The 19,662-nt window shown below is 38.6% G+C and carries 15 protein-coding genes and 1 pseudogene; 10 read left to right on the top strand and 6 right to left on the bottom strand.

Features of this window, described 5'->3' with window-relative positions; genetic code table 11:
• Positions 1–5 precede the first annotated feature (5 nt).
• Both LW139_RS18790 and lysC read right to left on the bottom strand, forming a co-directional pair.
• On the bottom strand, positions 6–791 hold the full coding sequence (locus tag LW139_RS18790) for a hypothetical protein (RefSeq protein ID WP_247850378.1): 786 nt from the start codon (positions 789–791) through the stop codon (positions 6–8).
• A gap of 141 nt (positions 792–932) precedes the next feature.
• The gene (gene lysC / locus LW139_RS18785; protein ID WP_166539885.1) at positions 933–2,312 is read right to left on the bottom strand and encodes a lysine-sensitive aspartokinase 3; all 1,380 of its coding nucleotides are present in this window, start codon (positions 2,310–2,312) and stop codon (positions 933–935) included.
• A gap of 265 nt (positions 2,313–2,577) precedes the next feature.
• Between lysC and pgi the strand changes: the two genes are divergently transcribed.
• The 3 genes from pgi (at position 2,578) to ubiA (ending at position 5,838) form a co-directional block, all read left to right on the top strand.
• Positions 2,578–4,224 carry a glucose-6-phosphate isomerase gene (pgi, locus tag LW139_RS18780; RefSeq protein ID WP_247850377.1) on the top strand — a complete coding sequence of 549 codons (1,647 nt, stop codon included), beginning with the start codon at positions 2,578–2,580 and terminating at the stop codon, positions 4,222–4,224.
• Positions 4,225–4,445: 221 nt separating this feature from the next.
• A complete protein-coding gene (ubiC, locus tag LW139_RS18775; RefSeq protein ID WP_166539990.1) occupies positions 4,446–4,955 on the top strand; it encodes a chorismate lyase in 510 nt (169 codons plus the stop codon).
• 28 nt (positions 4,956–4,983) lie between these two features.
• Positions 4,984–5,838, top strand: a complete 855-nt coding sequence (gene ubiA, locus LW139_RS18770; RefSeq protein WP_109408451.1) for a 4-hydroxybenzoate octaprenyltransferase — start codon at positions 4,984–4,986, stop codon at positions 5,836–5,838.
• A gap of 102 nt (positions 5,839–5,940) precedes the next feature.
• On the opposite strand, the gene plsB is transcribed toward ubiA, so the two are convergent.
• Positions 5,941–8,424 carry a glycerol-3-phosphate 1-O-acyltransferase PlsB gene (plsB, locus tag LW139_RS18765; RefSeq protein WP_227336119.1) on the bottom strand — a complete coding sequence of 828 codons (2,484 nt, stop codon included), beginning with the start codon at positions 8,422–8,424 and terminating at the stop codon, positions 5,941–5,943.
• 130 nt (positions 8,425–8,554) lie between these two features.
• On the opposite strand from plsB, the gene LW139_RS18760 reads away from it, so the two are divergent.
• The 4 genes and pseudogenes from LW139_RS18760 (at position 8,555) to LW139_RS18745 (ending at position 10,371) form a co-directional block, all read left to right on the top strand.
• Positions 8,555–8,926, top strand: a complete 372-nt coding sequence (locus LW139_RS18760; RefSeq protein WP_006536373.1) for a diacylglycerol kinase — start codon at positions 8,555–8,557, stop codon at positions 8,924–8,926.
• A gap of 127 nt (positions 8,927–9,053) precedes the next feature.
• Positions 9,054–9,665, top strand: a complete 612-nt coding sequence (gene lexA / locus LW139_RS18755; RefSeq protein WP_072070935.1) for a transcriptional repressor LexA — start codon at positions 9,054–9,056, stop codon at positions 9,663–9,665.
• A 160-nt stretch (positions 9,666–9,825) separates the two neighbouring features.
• Positions 9,826–10,080 carry a type II toxin-antitoxin system RelB/DinJ family antitoxin gene (locus LW139_RS18750; RefSeq protein ID WP_247850376.1) on the top strand — a complete coding sequence of 85 codons (255 nt, stop codon included), beginning with the start codon at positions 9,826–9,828 and terminating at the stop codon, positions 10,078–10,080.
• 85 nt (positions 10,081–10,165) lie between these two features.
• Positions 10,166–10,371: pseudogene (locus LW139_RS18745) on the top strand (type II toxin-antitoxin system RelE family toxin).
• A gap of 46 nt (positions 10,372–10,417) precedes the next feature.
• Here the strand turns inward: LW139_RS18745 and zur are convergent.
• Complete coding sequence (gene zur, locus LW139_RS18740) at positions 10,418–10,948, bottom strand: zinc uptake transcriptional repressor Zur (RefSeq protein ID WP_166539889.1); 531 nt, start codon at positions 10,946–10,948, stop codon at positions 10,418–10,420.
• 342 nt (positions 10,949–11,290) lie between these two features.
• A complete protein-coding gene (gene ssb1, locus LW139_RS18735; protein ID WP_088494417.1) occupies positions 11,291–11,818 on the bottom strand; it encodes a single-stranded DNA-binding protein SSB1 in 528 nt (175 codons plus the stop codon).
• Positions 11,819–12,070: 252 nt separating this feature from the next.
• Here ssb1 and uvrA point away from each other — a divergent pair, with 252 nt between their 5' ends.
• From uvrA to LW139_RS18720, 3 genes are all read left to right on the top strand, one after another.
• Positions 12,071–14,905, top strand: coding sequence for an excinuclease ABC subunit UvrA (gene uvrA, locus LW139_RS18730; RefSeq protein ID WP_109408444.1), 2,835 nt, complete (start codon positions 12,071–12,073; stop codon positions 14,903–14,905).
• 666 nt (positions 14,906–15,571) lie between these two features.
• Positions 15,572–16,903, top strand: coding sequence for an amino acid permease (locus tag LW139_RS18725; RefSeq protein ID WP_166539890.1), 1,332 nt, complete (start codon positions 15,572–15,574; stop codon positions 16,901–16,903).
• A 64-nt stretch (positions 16,904–16,967) separates the two neighbouring features.
• A complete protein-coding gene (locus tag LW139_RS18720) occupies positions 16,968–18,317 on the top strand; it encodes a serine dehydratase subunit alpha family protein (RefSeq protein WP_247850375.1) in 1,350 nt (449 codons plus the stop codon).
• A gap of 104 nt (positions 18,318–18,421) precedes the next feature.
• Here the strand turns inward: LW139_RS18720 and LW139_RS18715 are convergent, their stop codons facing one another.
• Positions 18,422–19,618: an aromatic amino acid transaminase gene (locus LW139_RS18715; protein ID WP_247850374.1), complete on the bottom strand. Its 1,197-nt coding sequence runs from the start codon at positions 19,616–19,618 to the stop codon at positions 18,422–18,424.
• Positions 19,619–19,662: the final 44 nt, after the last annotated feature.

Here is a 19,662-nt window from a genome sequence, read left to right as displayed (position 1 = left end):
AAATATTAAAATTTAAGATAAGTAGTATTTATTTTTTCTATGCATTCTTTATGATTTGTTATTAATTCTAATATTTTATTATGATCTTTTAATTTGTCACTATTTTCTAATATAGATATATAATTTAAAGTAATTGTACATAGTTCATCAATGGCTTTATTTAAATTTTCATTATACTTCTTGGCTTTACTTGTTTCTTCTTCAATTTTCATTCCTATTTTTTTTTGTGATGTATTGTATTTAATTAAGCTTGAGAGAATTGTATTTTGGTCATCATATTCATTTATTTTCTTTTCGAGTTCTGGTGTTTCATCTAGTTTGTCTTTAAGGTTTTGAAAATAACTATCTAGAACTTTTATTGTTTTTTTTATTTTGGTGTGATTTTCTATGATTTTATCAGATAGTTTCATAAATTCCTTTGTAAGCTGAATTTCTTTATTTGTAGTATTTATGTCTATTCTTTTTAATATATCTGAATAAAGGCTAATAGCTGAATGGTCTTTTTTCTTTTCTCTATGATGTATATCAATCATAGAGGAAAGGCTATCCTTATCGACTAATTCTAGATTGTATATGGCATCTATGTTTTTAGAAATAGGACGCTTATCTTCTATATATTTTAAAAGAGAGAGCGTGGTATCGAGAGGAATATTCAGCGTAACTGAATTATTGTGCAAAGAATTAATTTCTTTTTTTATATCTGTAAGAATACGAGTATGAGGCTTATTAGTGCTAATTTTATTACTTATAATTTCACTTATACTCATGCTGCTATTACTGACTTTATGCATTTTTTAATACTCCATTAATAGAATTAGGCTTTGATTCTAATTATTATTAAATGAAGTTCTTTAAAGCTTGCACCTTTTCAGCAATAAAGGTTGAATTTTGAGAGAGATAAAAATTTTATCTCTCTTTTCAATGTGAATGTGTTAAAACAAAGTATCATGCAATTTACGCACAATATTATCCGCATCTTTGCCATCAACTAATAAACATAAATTATGAGTACTTGCACCGTGGCTAATCATACGAATATTGTAATTTTCTAATGTGCCGAAAATCTTAATACCTAAACCATTTACCTGTGAAAGAGAGTTACCAATCACGGCAACTAACGCCAGATCTTCTTCTACTTCAACACGGCATAATGCAGAAAGCTCGGTTAATAAGGCATTTGTTAATAAACTGCCTGATGAATTTGTTGTACCTGTTGTATCAAGGGTTAAAGCAATACTGACTTCAGATGTTGTTATCACATCAACCGAAATATGATGGCGCGATAAAATGGTGAAAATTTCAGCCAAGAAACCACGCGCATGAAGCATTTTCAGGCTATGTAACGTGAGCAATGTTTGCTTTCTACGCAGTGCAATCGCACGGAATACAGGTGGATTTTCTGTTTGTGCACAAACTAACGTACCGCCTTCTTCGGGCGCTTTACTTGAGCCAACAAATACCGGAATGCCACTACGAACAGCAGGCAATAATGTAGCGGGGTGTAATATTTTAGCGCCAAAGGTTGCCATCTCTGCCGCTTCATCAAAGGCGATTTGATCAATACGATGCGCCTCTGGCACTATTCTTGGATCAGTGCTGTAAATGCCTGGTACATCCGTCCAGATATCTACACGAGACATTCCTAGTGCTTCACCAATCAATGCAGCCGTATAGTCGCTACCACCACGACCTAGAGTTGTGGTTCTACCTTTTGGCTCTTGACCAATAAAGCCTTGTGTGACAATAACTGTTTCATCTAGACGAGGCTGAAGAAGGCTTTGTGTGAGTTCGGTTAATTGCACCATATCAGGCTCAGCGTGACAAAATAGATCGTTCGTTTTCATCACTTTTCTGACATCAAACCAATCCGCTTGTATGCCATTTTCACGCAGTAACTCAACGAAAAGTAAGGTTGACATTAATTCACCATGACTTACAAGTTCGTCTGTTAATGCATCAGAAGTAGCTAACGTGGCCGCTTCAGAGAGCATCTCAATATTTTCAAGCAGGCGGTTTATTTCTTGGGAAATAATTTCTGGCTGAGAGAGTTGATTGATAATCGCGTACTCAATATCGCGGACTTGTGAAAGTAAAGCTTCTCGTTGTGAAGGCTCAGTGCCTGCTGCAAGTTCAATCAGTAGATTAGTGACTCCTGCAGATGCGGAAAGAACGACGACACGAACTGACTTTTGTTTCAGGATAATATCTGCACATTTTTCCATTGCTGAATAGTTAGCAACACTCGTGCCACCAAATTTAGCGATAGTGTATGGTGATGATGAAGATGAAGGCGTAGCAGTATTATCAGTCATTGTCGTATTCCTTTAGGCAAAAATGAGATGTTGGACACAATTAGGAATATCGGTTATTAAGTAGAGAGTCAATGCAGAGTGAAGAATAATCAATTTAATTAATAATCAGCACCACATTATCGGTTTTACCTATGTAAGTAATTAGTACTAGATTTGTTGATTGGTTTTGACCAATATCATCAAATGAGAAAGAATTGACTGTAACTATTAAATGTCAGGCTACAATCTGAGAATATTGGATTGTAATCTTAAGAGAGTATTGTGAATGAAAAATGTAAACCCAACTCAAACCCTAGCTTGGAAGGCATTAGAAAACCATTTTTCGGTTATCAAAGATACCGATATGAAAACGCTTTTTGCTCAGGAACCATCACGCTTTGAGCAATTTTCAAAAGTATTTTCAGACCAAATTCTAGTGGATTTTTCAAAAAACCGTATTACGAAAGAAACATTAGATAAATTGCAGGCTTTAGCGAAGGAATGTGACGTAGAAGGTGCGATAAATAGCATGTTTACGGGTGAAAAAATCAACCGTACTGAAGATCGTGCTGTATTGCATACTGCATTACGTAATCGTAGCAATACTCCTGTCATCGTTGATGGCAAAGATGTTATGCCAGAAGTTAACGCAGTACTGAATAAAATGAAAAAATTCAGTGAACGTATTATTAGTGGTGAATGGAAAGGTTATACAGGCAAAGCAATCACTGATGTTGTAAATATTGGTATCGGTGGGTCCGATCTCGGCCCTTATATGGTAACAGAAGCATTACGCCCATATAAAAACCACCTTACTATGCATTTCGTTTCGAATGTCGATGGTACTCATATTGCCGAAACACTAAAAAAATGTGATCCCGAAACTACATTATTCTTAATTGCGTCAAAAACATTCACGACACAAGAGACCATGACAAATGCGCATTCAGCAAGAGATTGGTTCTTAGCATCAGCGAAAGAGAGTGTTTTTGTCGCTAAACATTTCGTCGCGTTATCTACGAATAGCACTGAAGTTGAAAAATTTGGTATTGATACTGCCAATATGTTTGAGTTCTGGGACTGGGTTGGCGGTCGTTATTCATTATGGTCAGCAATTGGTTTATCTATCGCGTTATCTGTTGGTTATGACAACTTTGAGCAATTATTGGAAGGTGCTCATGCTATGGATAACCACTTTAGAACCACTGATGCTGAAAATAACATCCCAACAATCCTTGCACTGATTGGCATTTGGTATAACAATTTTTTTGGCACAGAAACTGAAGCGATTCTGCCATACGATCAGTACATGCATCGTTTTGCTGCTTACTTCCAACAAGGTAATATGGAATCAAATGGTAAGTATATTGATCGCGATGGAAATAAAGTCAATTACCAAACGGGACCTATTATTTGGGGTGAACCAGGTACAAATGGCCAACATGCGTTTTATCAACTGATCCATCAAGGTACAAAAATTATCCCTTGTGATTTTATTGCACCTGCAATTAGTCATAATCCATTATCAGATCACCATGCAAAATTGATGTCTAATTTCTTTGCTCAAACAGAAGCGCTCGCTTTTGGTAAAATTCGTGAGCAAGTTGATGCTGAATTTGCGGCAGCAGGAAAAGATCCTAAAACCATGGGATATGTTGCACCTTTCAAAGTATTCGAAGGTAATCGCCCAACTAACTCTATTCTGTTAAAAGAAATTACGCCTTATTCATTAGGTGCATTGATTGCAATGTATGAACATAAGATCTTTGTACAAGGTGTTATTTTCAATATCTTCACGTTTGACCAATGGGGTGTTGAATTAGGTAAACAGCTGGCTAACCGCATTCTTCCTGAATTAAAAGGTAAGGAAAGTGTTAACAGCCATGATAGCTCAACAAATAACCTGATTAATCGTTACAAAGCATGGCGTTAATCGAATAAATTGAATATAAGTAGTCGGTTAGATACAAAGGAGGTTTTTATGGCCTCCTTTATTTTTTGAATGCTTCGTGCTCAATCTGATTTTCTTTTAACGCTTTTTTAGATTATTTATGCGAAATGTTATCAGCTTTTAACTTCCCTTAGTCACATCATGATATCCTTATGTATCATGACTCACACAAGCTAGGATCATCAACGCGTGATGATGAAATAATGTTCAAAAAATCAATAATTACCCCTGCTCCTATCCATTGGTTGCCCAGTGAGGAACATGAAAATATTAAAGAAAGTACATTAAGTTGGTTAATGGAATTAGGCTCAATGACGCGACGCTTTGAACAGCATTGTCAAAAAGTTACAGTGATGCCTTATCAAGAAGGATTTGTTGAGATTATTGAGCCTGCTGATGAAAAAGCATGTTTACCTGAAAGTCAGCGTTATTGGTTAAGAGAAGTGGTATTGTGTGGTGATAATGTTCCTTGGTTATTAGGGCGAACATTAGTACCAGAAGAGACACTGACAGGTGAAGATAGAAAACTGGTCAATTTAAGAACCGTTCCTCTTGGACGTTATCTGTTTCAGGAAACAACCTTAAGCCGTGATTTCATTCATATCGGGCAACAAAATGGATATTGGCTACGCCGTTCTCGTTTCCAGCTTTCAGATAAACCTTTATTATTAACCGAGGTGTTTCTACCTGCATCACCAGTGTATGAGAAGTAATTAGGGGGAGCTAAAATTGGAGGGAAGTATGACGCACAATAAATGGCAGGCATATAGCCGTTTAATGCGTATAGATAAACCTATCGGAGCGCTATTATTACTTTGGCCAACTTATTGGGCTTTATGGATTGCGGCTAAAGGTTTTCCTGATTGGCATATTCTGATTGTCTTTACTATTGGCGTGTTCTCTATGCGTGCCGCTGGGTGTGTAATAAACGACTTTGCTGACAGAAAAATTGACGGCAGCGTTGAACGAACTAAAAATCGACCATTACCTAGTGGGGCTGTGACAGAAAAAGAGAGTAAAATTTTATTTATTGTATTGGTTATCTTGTCATTTGGATTAGTACTTACACTCAATACGATGACAATTTGGCTCTCTGTGGCAGGACTTGCACTAGCATGGTTCTACCCCTTTGTTAAACGCTTTAGTAGTCTACCTCAGCTTATTTTAGGTATGGCCTTTGGGTGGTCAATTCCAATGGGTTTTGCTGCTGTTTCTGAAAGCTTACCATTAGTATGTTGGCTATTATTTCTTGTTAATATTGTCTGGTCGGTGATTTACGATACCCAATATGCGATGGTTGACCGCAATGATGATATAAAGATTGGCGTAAAATCTACTGCTATTTTGTTTGGTCGTTATGACAAAATTATTATCGGTATTTTACAACTGATGATGTTGGCGCTACTCGTGGGTATTGGTGTTCTGCTGAACATGAAAGGTATCTATTATTGGTCGATATTACTCATTACCGCGCTCTTTATCTATCAACAAAAACTGATTGCAGAGCGTGAAAGAGCACCTTGTTTTCAAGCTTTTATGAATAATAATTATGTTGGTTTCGTTTTATTTGCGGGTATTTTATTTAGTTATTTTTAAGATAAATAAGCGCTGAAGTATTCTCTATCATTGAGTAGAAACAAAAAGGGATAAGCAATGCGCTTATCCCTTTTCTATTGCGGTCATGGCGTTATTTACTGATTATTCATCAGCTTTAGGCTCATTTTTTTCATTCATTATCTGTGCTGAATTGTTATCTTCAGTGACACCGACACTCTCAATGGTTAAGCGAATTTCTGGTGACATTAATTTTGCAATCACTTGGTAAAGGGCTGATGCATCTGCTTTTAGGATATCTTCGTTATCGTTGAGATAGCCTTCTTCACGCAGTGTTGAAACTAAGGTAGAGAATACTGCTTTATCAAAAAACTCAGGTGCGTTGATGCCATGTAATACAGAAAGACGTTGTGCCAAGATACGGCTCTCTTTTTCCAATAATGCACGACTAATTTCAGGAGCAAAATTGAGTAAAGACAGCGTAATGCCATAACGTTGTAATGTTTCTCTGACACTAGCCGCTAAAAGCTGTAATGGACGAATACGAGCAGGATTAATGCGTAGTAAGCCATCACTATCACAACAGATTAGACGCTGACGACAAAGTTCTGCGATCAAGGTATTAATGACTTCAGGTAGCTCTTCTTTCTCATAGCGAATAAATAACTCTGCTTTAATTAGAGGGAAGATTAATTCAACCTGTTTCATTAAATCATCACGATGGATTTTTTCATGATGCAAGATGATGCTAGCAATTAACGATGGAGTAATCATTAAATGGATCGTGTTATTACGGTAATAAGTCATTAATACCGCGCTTTCACGAGGAAGCACCACAATATCACCCAAACTATCTTTTTCGACTAAGAATTTATCTGATTGCAGAGCGTGTTCTAATAACGCCTCAGCATTTTTATCAGACACAATCATGTCAGTCGAATAAGGCACATTACGTAATAATTGCAGATAACAATCGACTTGCTCTAACAGCTGTTCTCTAGTGAGTGCTCGCTGACGTGATGCTAACAGTGCCGTTGAGACCAAGTTAATTGCATTAATTGAGGCTGCATTATTGATATGAACCATAATATTGTCAGCTAATGCGCTTACAGCTGGATTTAACCAACTTGGGCGTTGTGGCTCAATGGGATCAATATCATCACGCCACTGTGGAACCGCTTGATTTAAGTACTGTGCAACAGAGATAGGTTCACCAAAGTTAACATAGCCTTGGCCAAGATTACGTAATTTACGTAAACCCCTCACCATCTGCATAAAACCTTCTTTCTCTTTTGTTGCGCCACGTAATTCTTTGGCGTAGGTTGCCACTTCCATAACGTGCTCATACCCAATATAAATAGGAACAACAGAGATAGGGCGTGTTTCACCACGTAACATTGCTTGTACTGTCATTGAAAGTGTTCCTGTTTTAGGATCTAACAATCGACCTGTACGTGAGCGTCCACCTTCAACGAAATATTCAATAGAGTAGCCTCGTGTAAATAGCTCACCTAAATATTCACGGAAAATGGTGGAGTACAGCTTGTTACCTTTAAAGGTTCTTCGGATAAAGAAAGCCCCTAAACGGCGGAAAATTGGACCTGCTGGCCAGAAATTAAGGTTAATACCCGCGGCTATATGTGGAGGAACTAAGCCTTGATGATAAAGCACATAAGAAAGCAGTAGGTAGTCCATGTGGCTACGGTGGCAAGGTACATAAACAATCTCATGTCCATCTTGTGCGAGCTTACGTACACGTTCGGCATTATAGACGTTGATACCTTGATAGAGCTTATTCCATGTCCAACTTAATACGCGGTCACTAATACGCACAGCTTCATATGAGAAATTAGCTGCGATTTCTTCCATGATATCAGTAGCATTTTTGCGCGCTTTATCCAGTGAGATTTTTTTCGCTTTTGATTCATCTTCAATTGCTTTTTCAATGGCTTTCGATGAAAGCAATTTATTGAAGAGGTCTTGACGTGCTGGTAATTTTGGGCCAACAGCGGCTAAACGCTGGCGAGAAAAATGAATACGCGCAACGCGTGCGAGTTTTCGGGCTATACTGGTGTCAGTACCGTGTTCGTTCGCCATTTCACGCATTGATACCGTGGGTGAAAAACGAACAAAGCTATCACGACCTAACCAGAGGATAGCGATAAATTTTTGGATACCATTAAGCACACGTAAATGTGGTACGCCATTATGACCTTCACGGCCAGGAGAGCGACCAAACATCACGGAAACCGGTAACATCTCGATATCAAGGTGTGGATTATTACGATGAGCATCAAGATAAGCGTGGAATGTTTTCACGGAATCTTTACGAGGATCGGGCGAGTAGTAACGGAATACTCTTGGGCCGTCATCAATAAAGACATACGCAGGGAGCTTCGTACCGCCTATCTCAATAGGTTGCAGTGGATCAGGCAATCCTAAAGATAAACATTGCTGTCTTAATGTCAGTAAGTCTGCCTTTGAATGATAAGGCAGCACATAAAGGAAAGATCGCGACGTATCCAACCCTAACTCAGTGATAGGATCAGTCGGAACTCGTTTACTTTTTACCAGTAATTTTAGTGGTAAATTCAATGTGTTATAATATAGTTTACGCCAAGCTGACATAAATAGTTGTAGCCTCTTATTAGCAATACTTCGAAAGCATAACAGAAAGTCTTTCGTAGATCTGTGGTGCTGTGACAATATTAATAGAGAAAAGTGGCAAAATAATCGTTTGTTTTCGATAGAGTTTATTATGGCTAATCAAAATAAAGGTCTTACCCGAATCATCAAAGCTGGTGGCTATTCATACAAGGGCATTCGTGCCGCTTGGATTAATGAAGCTGCTTTTAGACAAGAAGCAATTGTGACCTTGGTTGCAATTATCCTTTCATTTTTCATCGATGTCAGTGGTCTAGAGCGCATTTTACTCATTGGTTCCGTTGTATTGGTTGTGATCTTGGAACTGGTAAATAGTGCAATAGAAGCGGTTGTCGATCGAATTGGATCTGAATACCACGAATTATCAGGACGTGCAAAAGATATGGGTTCTGCTGCCGTTCTCATTGCTATTATATTGGGATTATTTACTTGGGTAACCATTCTTTGGGGACATTTCTTCGCATAAAGTTAAAAAATTCGATTTTTGTCGAAAAATAATCTAAAGATGCGTGTTTTATATTCATTTAAGGTTTCAAATCGTCATATACCTGTATATACTCACAGTCTGACTGTATAAACAAACAGGGGGCGGAATGAAAGCATTAACTGCAAGGCAGCAGCAGGTTTACGATTTGGTTCGTGATCACATTTCGCAAACGGGTATGCCACCAACACGGGCTGAAATAGCTTCCCAACTTGGGTTTCGCTCACCAAATGCGGCAGAAGAGCACTTAAAAGCTCTTGCTCGTAAAGGCGTGATAGAAATTATCTCTGGTGCATCTAGAGGTATCCGTTTGCTGATGGAAGAAGAGCCAGAAGGACTGCCATTAATTGGGCGAGTTGCTGCTGGTGAACCACTTTTAGCACAAGAGCATATTGAAAGCCATTATCAAGTTGACCCAATGCTATTTAAACCAAGTGCAGATTTTTTATTGCGCGTTAATGGTATGTCGATGAAAGATATCGGTATTATGGATGGCGACTTACTTGCTGTGCATAAAACACAAGATGTTCATAACGGGCAAGTGATTGTGGCACGTATTGAAGATGAAGTGACAGTAAAACGCTTTAAGAAAAGTGGTAATAAAATTGAACTTCATGCAGAAAACCCAGAGTTTTCACCTATCATCGTCGATTTACGCGAACAAAGCTTTACTGTGGAAGGTTTAGCAGTAGGGGTTATTCGTAACGGCGAATGGCTGTAATTTGTACCAAAGTAAGTCAATACAACTTATTTTAAAAAGATGCAGATGATGTGTAAAAACACAAAATCATCTGCATTTTTTATTTCTAATTTGTATAAAAAAACACCACCGCACTACAAATGTAATAACAATATGATGTGTTTTAATTGCGGAGGTGCTTATGACAACGATACAAGTTAGAGTAGACAATGAGCTCAAAAAAGAAGCTTATCAAGTATTTGAAAAAATGAACCTGTCTCCTTCAGATGCCATAAGATTATTTCTACGTTATGTTTCTGAAAATGAAAAATTACCTTTCTCAGAAGTTTCTGTCGTTGTTGGGGAGCTGGATGAAGATGGGGATATTTTAGCTGTTGTACGTGAACGTTTGAAAAAACCAAGTAAACGTATAAAAGTTAATATTGATGATCTTTAATATTGAGTTTGATAAGCGTGCCTTGAAAGAATGGCAGAAACTCGATCAAAGCATTAAATAGCAGTTTAAAAAGAAATTAAAAAAATTGCAGGAAAACCCTTATATCCTTATATAGAGTCAGCTCGCTTAAAAGGTGATCTCACGGGTTGCTATAAGATTAAATTACGAGCATCTGGTTTTCGATTGGTTTACCAAGTTATTGATTCTGAAGTTGTGATTTTAGTTATTGCTGTTGGTAAGCGAGAAGAGAGTAAAGCTTATTCATTAGCTAAAGTGAGAATTCAAAAGTAGAACACGTATTAGCCAGCATTTAGCTGGCTTTTTGTATTTTATAAGCTCAGCGTGGCTTATAGTCACCAGTTTTTTTCTGCTTAAGATTATCATCCATACTGTGGTCATGATGACAACCTTCAGGGTGTGTACACTCTTGAGCTTCGTAGCACAGTGAACACAATCCATGAATTTCGATGACGCTATGTCGTAAATGAAATCCACTCTCTTTTGCTAGTAATGAAATCGCATCTTCGATTTTATGACTATTTTTTTCTGTGACAGATAAGCAACGGTCACAAATTAGCATGACTGACGTATGTTCAACATCATCAAAATGATGACAAAGTACATAACTGTTGGTGGATTCTATTTTATGGATAAATCCTTGCTCAAGTAAAAATTCTAACCCGCGATAGACTGTTGGTGGTTTGGCTTGTGGCTCAACTTGGCGTAATAAATCCAATAAATCATATGCGCTGATAGCAGAAGGTTGCTGCATTATCAGACGTAATACTGCCAGACGTTGTGAAGTCAGGCGAACACCTCGTTTCTGGCAGATCTTTTCTGCCTGAGCGAGCAATTTCTCTTCATTCATGGGGATAAGATGCTCTCAGACGTTGTTAATAACACAGATCCTATCATATTTTTCAAGAGTAAACCTTTGTGTAAAGTGGGGTTTTATGAAAATAACTGTGGTATTACGCTCTTTTTTTAAAGAGAACTGTTGTTAGATAAAAGAACATGTTTTCTTTCAATAATATAAAGAAAGTGTCTTTGAAGAGAGATAAGCACATAACAATTTACTGCGTAAAGCGAATTTATTCTATGTAAACAAGTTGGCTTACATGGGGATATAGCTTTTTGATCATTAGCAACAAAAAACCCAGCCTAAGCTGGGTTAATTTTTTAGATGGTTTTAAATAATTTGTTCTGAACCTTAGAATGGAATGTCGTCATCAAAATCCATTGGTGGTTCATTGTTTGGTGCAGGTGCTGCTGCGGGTTGTTGTGCTGGGCGAGATTGCGCACCACCGCTAAATTGTTGTGATGCTTGTGGCTGTTGTGGTTGGCCCCAACCGCCTTGACCACCTTGTGAAGGTGCGCCATCTTGACCACCACGGCCACCTAACATCTGCATTGAGCCACCGATGTTAACGACAACTTCAGTGCTATATCTGTCTTGACCACTTTGGTCTTGCCATTTACGTGTTTGTAATTGACCTTCGATATACACTTGTGAACCTTTACGCAGATATTCGCCTGCAATTTCAGCTAATTTGCCGAAAATTACCACACGGTGCCACTCGGTTTTTTCTTTCATTTCACCGGTTTGTTTATCGCGCCAGCTTTCTGATGTTGCCAGTGTTAGGTTGGCAACTGCACCGCCACTTGGCATATAACGGATTTCTGGATCCTGCCCTAAATTACCGATAAGAATAACTTTGTTTACGCCTCTGCTCGCCATGTGAGGTACTCCTGCGAAAGTAAATTTTTTGAAATCATAAGCGAATAAGTTTATCACGTACGCTAAAATTTGAATATGACGTGTGATGAATTTCTCAATTGTGAACATTGTCGATATTTTTTTGTCTCAAAATGACAGGTTTACATCATCATTCAATTTCACTATATATACTGTATATCCATTCAGTTAACTTTGTGTCATAATTATCCGATTATTTCTTTTTCGGCGACTCTCTCAATCCGGGATATATTCATGGATAAAATCGAAGTACGGGGCGCTCGCACCCATAATCTAAAAAATATCAATTTGGTCATTCCTCGCGATAAACTTATTGTTATTACGGGACTTTCAGGCTCAGGTAAATCCTCTTTAGCCTTTGATACGCTTTATGCAGAAGGACAACGACGTTATGTTGAATCACTTTCTGCTTATGCTCGTCAGTTTCTTTCGTTAATGGAAAAACCTGATGTTGATCACATTGAAGGTTTATCTCCCGCTATTTCGATTGAACAAAAATCTACATCACATAACCCACGTTCAACGGTGGGAACAATTACCGAAATACACGATTACCTACGTCTCTTATTTGCGCGCGTTGGTGAACCTCGTTGCCCTGATCATGATATTCCATTAGCCGCACAAACGGTCAGTCAAATGGTTGATAATGTGCTTGAACAGCCTGAAGGTAAGCGTTTAATGCTGTTAGCACCAGTGGTGAAAGAGCGTAAAGGTGAGCACATTAAGCTACTGAATAATCTTGCAGCTCAAGGTTATATTCGCGCGCGTATTGACGGTGAAGTGTGCGATCTTTCTGATCCACCAACATTAGAATTACAGAAAAAACATACCATTGAAGTGGTAATTGACCGTTTTAAAGTACGTGACGATCTCGCTCAACGTCTAGCGGAATCTTTTGAAACCGCGTTAGAACTTTCAGGTGGTACTGCCGTTATCTCTGATATGGATGATAACAATGCAGAAGACATTATTTTTTCTGCGAATTTCGCGTGTCCTGTTTGTGGCTACAGCATGAGCGAGTTAGAACCTCGTTTATTCTCTTTTAACAACCCTGCAGGAGCTTGTCCAACCTGTGATGGTTTAGGTGTGCAGCAATTTTTCGATCCCGATTTAGTGATCCAAAATCGAGAGATCTCTCTTGCTGGTGGTGCGATTAAAGGATGGGATCGTCGTAATTTCTACTATTTCCAGATGCTACGTTCACTGAGTGAACATTATCATTTTGATGTTGAAGCACCGTTTGATTCCTTGCCAGATAATATCCAAAAAATAGTTTTGACTGGCTCAGGTAAAGAAAATATTGAATTTAAATACACTAACGACCGAGGCGATGTTGTTGTTCGTCATCATCCTTTTGAAGGTGTACTAAATAATATGGAACGCCGTTACCGCGAGACAGAATCAAGCGCGGTGCGTGAAGAACTTTCTAAGTACATTAGTAACCGTCCTTGTGCATCATGTGGTGGTACGCGTTTACGTCGTGAAGCTCGCCATGTGTATGTTGAAAATACAACATTGCCTGAAATTGCAGATTACAGCATTGGTCATGCCATGACCTTTTTCCAAAACTTAAAGCTCAGTGGGCAGAGAGCGAAGATTGCAGAAAAAGTGTTAAAAGAAATTGGCGATCGACTGAAGTTTTTGGTCAATGTTGGCTTAAATTACCTCACACTTTCTCGTTCAGCTGAAACATTATCTGGTGGTGAAGCACAGCGTATTCGCTTGGCGAGCCAAATTGGTGCTGGGTTAGTGGGCGTTATGTATGTATTAGATGAGCCTTCTATTGGATTACATCAACGAGATAACGATCGCCTACTTGAAACATTGATCCACTTACGTAATTTAGGTAATACCGTGATCGTTGTTGAGCATGATGAAGATGCTATCCGTGCAGCAGATCATGTTATCGATATTGGCCCTGGTGCAGGTGTTCATGGTGGTGAGATTGTTGCTCAGGGGACACTTGAAGATATCATTAATAATCCGAACTCATTAACAGGTAAGTTTTTAAGTGGTGAGCGCCGTATCGCTATTCCAGAGCAGCGTGTTCCGGTTGATCGAGAAAAAATGCTGACCATTCTTGGTGCAAAAGGTAATAACTTAAAAAATGTAAATCTGAAATTACCAGTAGGTTTATTTACCTGTATTACGGGGGTATCAGGTTCAGGCAAATCAACGCTTATCAATGATACGTTATTCCCTATTGCGCAACGCCAATTAAATGGTGCCACAACTATTGTGCCTGCACCTTATTTAGATGTTGAAGGTTTAGAGTATTTCGATAAAGTTATTGATATTAACCAAAGTCCAATTGGCCGAACTCCTCGTTCAAATCCCGCAACCTATACTGGTGTTTTTACACCTATTCGTGAGTTATTTGCGGGGGTTCCTGAATCTCGTACTCGTGGTTATACGCCAGGTCGTTTCAGTTTCAACGTAAAAGGTGGGCGCTGCGAAGCTTGCCAAGGTGATGGTGTATTAAAAGTTGAAATGCACTTTTTACCGGATGTTTATGTTCCTTGTGATCAATGTAAAGGTCAGCGCTATAACCGTGAAACTCTTGAAATTAAATACAAAGGGAAAAATATTCACGAAGCCTTGGATATGACTATCGAAGAGGCAAGAGAGTTTTTTGATGCTGTTCCTGCGCTGGCTCGTAAGTTACAAACATTGATTGATGTTGGGTTGTCTTATATTCGTTTGGGGCAATCAGCGACCACATTATCAGGTGGTGAGGCACAACGGGTTAAGTTAGCGAAAGAGTTGTCAAAACGTGGCACAGGGCAGACACTCTATATTTTAGATGAACCCACAACAGGACTTCACTTTGCTGATATTGAGTTACTGCTTGAAGTTCTTCATCAGTTACGTGATCAAGGTAATACGATTGTGGTGATTGAACACAATCTTGATGTGATCAAGACTGCAGACTGGATTGTCGATCTTGGCCCTGAAGGCGGAAGTGGTGGTGGTCAAATTTTAGTGTCAGGCACACCAGAGCAAGTTGCGGAATTTGAAGGCTCACATACCGCAAGATTCTTAAAGCCAATCCTAGAGCGTGGTTATTAGTACTAGGCTGTTTATTCCATTATAATCTAAGCGCTACAGATAATAAACTCTTTATTGTTTGTAGCGCTTTTCTTCTAGAAAAGTAAATCTATCATAAATGATAGAATTTAATTCTATTGAAAAAAGTATTCTCTTTTCACCATTCACTTCCTTATATATTTTTATATTATTAATTCTCATTTTTATAAAAAAATAGATTAAATAGTTATTCATGCTGTTTTGTAACGTAATTTTAACCAAATACGATACAACAAAGCTAAATAGAAAAGATTATCATAGTATATCGTGATAGACAGCACAGTTTATTTGGTGATTTGTTTCAATTGTTATACTTGACTATTATTGTATAACAATAAGTGTTTTGCTTTATTAATCAAATGGTTGTGTGTTTCTTGGGGTTACAATAGAGGGAAGGTTATTATTTACTATGCTCTTTGAACAGATAATCCTACTTTTCTCCTTCAGGGAGAATTATTTTCCAAATCATTTCAGGCTATCACGATTTATAACAACTTTTTTCTCCGTAATATTCCCTATCATTTACCCATAATAAATAACGCCTGCAAAGAATAAGGTTATTTTGATATCGCAACGTTAGATAGAGCTTTTTTACCCCCAAAATTCGTTTTGCTATTAACAATTACAATATAAAAAGTGAGTACTAATATGGAAACGGCTTCCTCAAAAACAGAGACCACAAGCTATCCCGCAACTAGTGCTGGCGCTCGCCGCGCAGGTATGACTGAACAAGAATGGCGTGCGGCTATTAAATTCGACGGCAATGATGTGGGCTGGGTTATCATGAGTATCGGTATGGCTATCGGTGCAGGTATTGTATTTTTACCTGTGCAGGTAGGCCTGATGGGATTATGGGTTTTCCTATTATCTTCGATCATTGGTTATCCAGCTATGTACCTTTTTCAACGCTTATTTATTAATACGTTGGCTGAATCTCCAGAGTGTAAAGACTATCCAAGCGTTATTACCGGCTATCTCGGTAAAAACTGGGGTATTTTATTAGGTGCACTCTACTTTGTGATGTTAGTTATTTGGATGTTTGTTTATTCAACAGCAATCACTAATGACAGTGCTTCTTACTTACAAACATTTGGTGTTACTGAAGGTTTGCTATCAGAAAATCCATTTTATGGTTTGATCCTGATTTGTGCCTTAGTCGCTATCTCTTCTCGTGGTGAACAATTACTGTTTAAAGTATCAAGCTTTATGGTACTGACTAAACTGTTTGTTGTTGCAGCATTAGGGATCTCCATGATTGGTATGTGGCATCTTTATAATGTGGGCGCATTACCACCAGCAGGACGTTTAATTAAAGAAGCTATTATCACTTTACCTTTTACACTGACTTCAATTCTGTTTATCCAAACATTAAGCCCAATGGTTATCTCTTACCGTGGTCGTAATAAAAACCGTGAAGTTGCTCGTCATAAAGCGTTACGTGCAATGAACATCGCTTTCGGTGTGTTGTTCTGTACTGTTTTCTTCTATGCAATCTCATTCACATTAGCAATGGGCCATGATGAAGCCGTTAAAGCCTACGAACAAAATATCTCAGCATTAGCGATTGCGGCGAAATTCTTCCCTGGCGGTTGGGTAACAGTTGTTAGCGTTATGCTCAATATTTTTGCCGTAATGACTGCATTCTTTGGTGTTTATTTAGGTTTCCGTGAAGCGACACAAGGGATTGTGATGAATATTCTGCAACGTTATATCCCTACTGAAAAGATTAACCAAAAATGGGTACAAAACGGCATCATGATTTTCGCCGTACTACTAGCATGGGCAGCCATCATCCTTAATGCGCCAGTATTGAGCTTCACTTCAATTTGTAGCCCAATCTTCGGTATGGTGGGTTGTCTTATCCCTGCATACTTAGTGTACAAAGTACCTATGTTACACAAATACAAAGGTGCGTCACTATACCTGATTATCTTTACCGGTTTACTGCTCGTTATCTCTCCGTTCTTGGCATTCTCATAGTCGCCAACTTCGGTTCTAGTTAGACGTTGTTGTAAAAAACTAAATTAATCCAAGGTGTTAGATTATGAGCAAGAACAAGAATTCTCATTTATGGTCACAGTTCGTTCGCCAGTTACGTGAAGGTGTTAAACCTGCAGTGGGTTGTACAGAGCCAATTTCATTAGCACTGGCAGCGGCAAAAGCAACCGCACTTTTAGGCGAGCCAGTTGTTCGTGTTGAGGCTTGGGTTTCACCAAACTTAATGAAAAATGGAATGGGCGTAACCGTACCTGGAACGGGAATGGCTGGGCTTCCTATTGCAGCCGCACTGGGTGCTACGGGTGGCGATCCTGATGCAGGACTGGAAGTCTTGCTAAAGGCTTCCACGGAAGCAGTTGCTCAAGCTAAAACACTGGTTGCTGAAGGTAAAGTCACTGTTGGTGTGAAAGCACCATGTGAAGATGTTCTTTATTCTGAAGCAAAAGTGTATGGTCAATCTGGTTATGCCATTGTCAGTATTGCAAGAGAGCATACACATGTTGTTCGTTGTGAATGTAATGGTGACGTTGTTTTTGAGGAAGATAAAACAGCGTTTGCCAATAATTGTGAATGTACTGATGAAAAACCTTTTACTGATGTTTGTGCCGAAGATATCTATAACTTCGCACTTAATGTGCCTGTGAATGAAATTGAGTTTATGCTCAATGCTGCCCATTTAAACGGTGCATTATCAGAAGAAGGGCTAAAAAACACCTATGGATTAGCAATTGGCCGTACATTAATTCTGCAACAAGAAAAAGGTTTGTTAGGTAAAGATTTACTTAATGAAATCATGATCAGAGCATCAGCTGCTTCTGATGCTCGCATGGGTGGTGCGGTATTACCTGCAATGAGTAACTCAGGCTCAGGTAATCAAGGGATCGCGGCAACATTACCAGTTATGGTTGTTGCTGAATTTATCCATGCTGATGATGAAACTTTATTGCGTGCGTTAGTTTTATCACACTTAATGGCGATTTATGTCCATAGCCATTTTCCACCGCTTTCTGCTCTTTGTGCTGCAACCACAGCTTCAATGGGGGCAGCGGCAGGAATGGCATGGTTACTGACTAAAGATTTCACCACAGTGAGTATGTCTATCAACAGTATGATTGGTGATATCAGTGGCATTATCTGTGATGGCGCATCAAATAGCTGTGCAATGAAAGTATCGAGTAGTGCAGCGAGTGCTTATAAAGCCGTATTAATGGCGATGCAAAATCAAAGTGTTGCGGGTACTGATGGTATTGTCAGCGATGATGTTGATAGCTCAATTGCAAACCTTTGTGCATTAGCCAGTCGCGCAATGCAATATACGGATATTCAAATTATTGAGATTATGGAAGAAAAAGCACGCCGTAATGCTGGGGAAAAGAAACAGGCTGTCAATATATAAAAGGTCAAAACCTAAAATGACAGTGAAAGTTATGATGTAGTAAAAAGAAATACCTGCTTATGAGAATAGGCAGGTATTTTTTATCACAAAAGAGTGTGAGTAATTTAAATACTTACAGCTGCAAAAGCTTGGGCGATGCGCTGAACATTACCTGTATTGACACCAGCCATACAAACACGACCTGTACCAACAAGATAAATACCAAACTCTTCTCTTAATCTATCAACTTGTGCTTGTGTAAAACCGGTATAACTAAACATGCCACGTTGTGTTAATAAGTGATCAAAGTTCTTTTCGGGTAATGCTACTCTCAAGGCATTAACTAAAGTGACTCTCATCTCTTTAATACGATCACGCATATGTGCCACTTCTTTTTGCCATTGTGCTGTTAGCACTTGGTCTGAGAGCACTTTATTAACAATTTGTGCGCCGTAATTTGCTGGGCTTGAATAGATGCGACGTACACCTGCTTTTAGTTGACCTAACACATGTTCGCATTCAGTGGCATTATTACAAACAATGGATAAACCGCCCGCACGTTCACCGTAGATCCCAAAGATTTTTGAAAACGAATTACTGATAAGTATCGGTAATCCTGCTTTCGCCATAGTACGAATAGCATAAGCATCATCATCTAAGTTTTCAGCAAATCCTTGATAAGCAATATCTAAAAATGGAATTGCTTGGCGAGATTTTAATACTTCGGTAACTTGATCCCATTGATCTTTAGTCAGATCGGAGCCTGTTGGGTTATGGCAACAAGGATGCATCAATACAATGCTTTTTTCAGGCAGTTTTTTAAAGCAATCTAATAGTGCTTCAAATTTTACGCCTTTGGTTTCAGGATCAAAGTAAGGGTAGTCATTCACTTTGAAACCTGAACCAGCAAAAATAGAACGATGATTATCCCAAGTTGGATCACTTATCCACACTTCTGATCCTGGGAAATAGCGATGCAGAAAATCAGCACCCACTTTTAATGCACCTGATCCACCTAATGTTTGGATTGTGGCAATTTTTTTTTCTGCAATTAGAGGATTATCTGCACCGAAAAGAAGATCTTGAATTTCGCTACGATAAGGCGCTAGCCCTTCCATTGGTAAATAAAGTGTTGCTGTGGGTGTCATGGCATTGAGTTGCTGGCGTGCAACTGACACTGTTCCTAAAATAGGGGTTTTGCCTTCTTCATCATAATAAAGACCGATGCTTAAATTAATTTTATCCTGACGCAGGTCTTTGTTATAAACATCCATCAATGAGAGAATGGGATCTCCCGGAAACGCTTCAACCTGTTGAAACACGGCTTCTTCTCCAATCACTTTTAGTGTGTCATAGGGATACAATA

It is taken from the genome of Proteus vulgaris, from assembly GCF_023100685.1.
Taxonomy (GTDB): domain Bacteria; phylum Pseudomonadota; class Gammaproteobacteria; order Enterobacterales; family Enterobacteriaceae; genus Proteus.
The sequence above is the reverse complement of the archived record's forward strand: the minus strand, read 5'-3'. Positions and strand labels throughout refer to the sequence as shown.

What these genes read in the sequence shown, in the direction of transcription:
- LW139_RS18725 (WP_166539890.1), top strand. Translation starts at nt 15,572, where the DNA reads ATGGAAACGGCTTCCTCAAAAACAGAGACCACAAGCTATCCCGCAACT.
- lexA (WP_072070935.1), top strand. Translation starts at nt 9,054, where the DNA reads ATGAAAGCATTAACTGCAAGGCAGCAGCAGGTTTACGATTTGGTTCGT.
- ubiA (WP_109408451.1), top strand. Translation starts at nt 4,984, where the DNA reads ATGACGCACAATAAATGGCAGGCATATAGCCGTTTAATGCGTATAGAT.
- lysC (WP_166539885.1), bottom strand. Translation starts at nt 2,312, where the DNA reads ATGACTGATAATACTGCTACGCCTTCATCTTCATCATCACCATACACT.
- ubiC (WP_166539990.1), top strand. Translation starts at nt 4,446, where the DNA reads ATGTTCAAAAAATCAATAATTACCCCTGCTCCTATCCATTGGTTGCCC.
- LW139_RS18750 (WP_247850376.1), top strand. Translation starts at nt 9,826, where the DNA reads ATGACAACGATACAAGTTAGAGTAGACAATGAGCTCAAAAAAGAAGCT.
- ssb1 (WP_088494417.1), bottom strand. Translation starts at nt 11,818, where the DNA reads ATGGCGAGCAGAGGCGTAAACAAAGTTATTCTTATCGGTAATTTAGGG.
- LW139_RS18720 (WP_247850375.1), top strand. Translation starts at nt 16,968, where the DNA reads ATGAGCAAGAACAAGAATTCTCATTTATGGTCACAGTTCGTTCGCCAG.
- pgi (WP_247850377.1), top strand. Translation starts at nt 2,578, where the DNA reads ATGAAAAATGTAAACCCAACTCAAACCCTAGCTTGGAAGGCATTAGAA.
- plsB (WP_227336119.1), bottom strand. Translation starts at nt 8,424, where the DNA reads ATGTCAGCTTGGCGTAAACTATATTATAACACATTGAATTTACCACTA.
- LW139_RS18790 (WP_247850378.1), bottom strand. Translation starts at nt 791, where the DNA reads ATGCATAAAGTCAGTAATAGCAGCATGAGTATAAGTGAAATTATAAGT.
- zur (WP_166539889.1), bottom strand. Translation starts at nt 10,948, where the DNA reads ATGAATGAAGAGAAATTGCTCGCTCAGGCAGAAAAGATCTGCCAGAAA.
- uvrA (WP_109408444.1), top strand. Translation starts at nt 12,071, where the DNA reads ATGGATAAAATCGAAGTACGGGGCGCTCGCACCCATAATCTAAAAAAT.
- LW139_RS18760 (WP_006536373.1), top strand. Translation starts at nt 8,555, where the DNA reads ATGGCTAATCAAAATAAAGGTCTTACCCGAATCATCAAAGCTGGTGGC.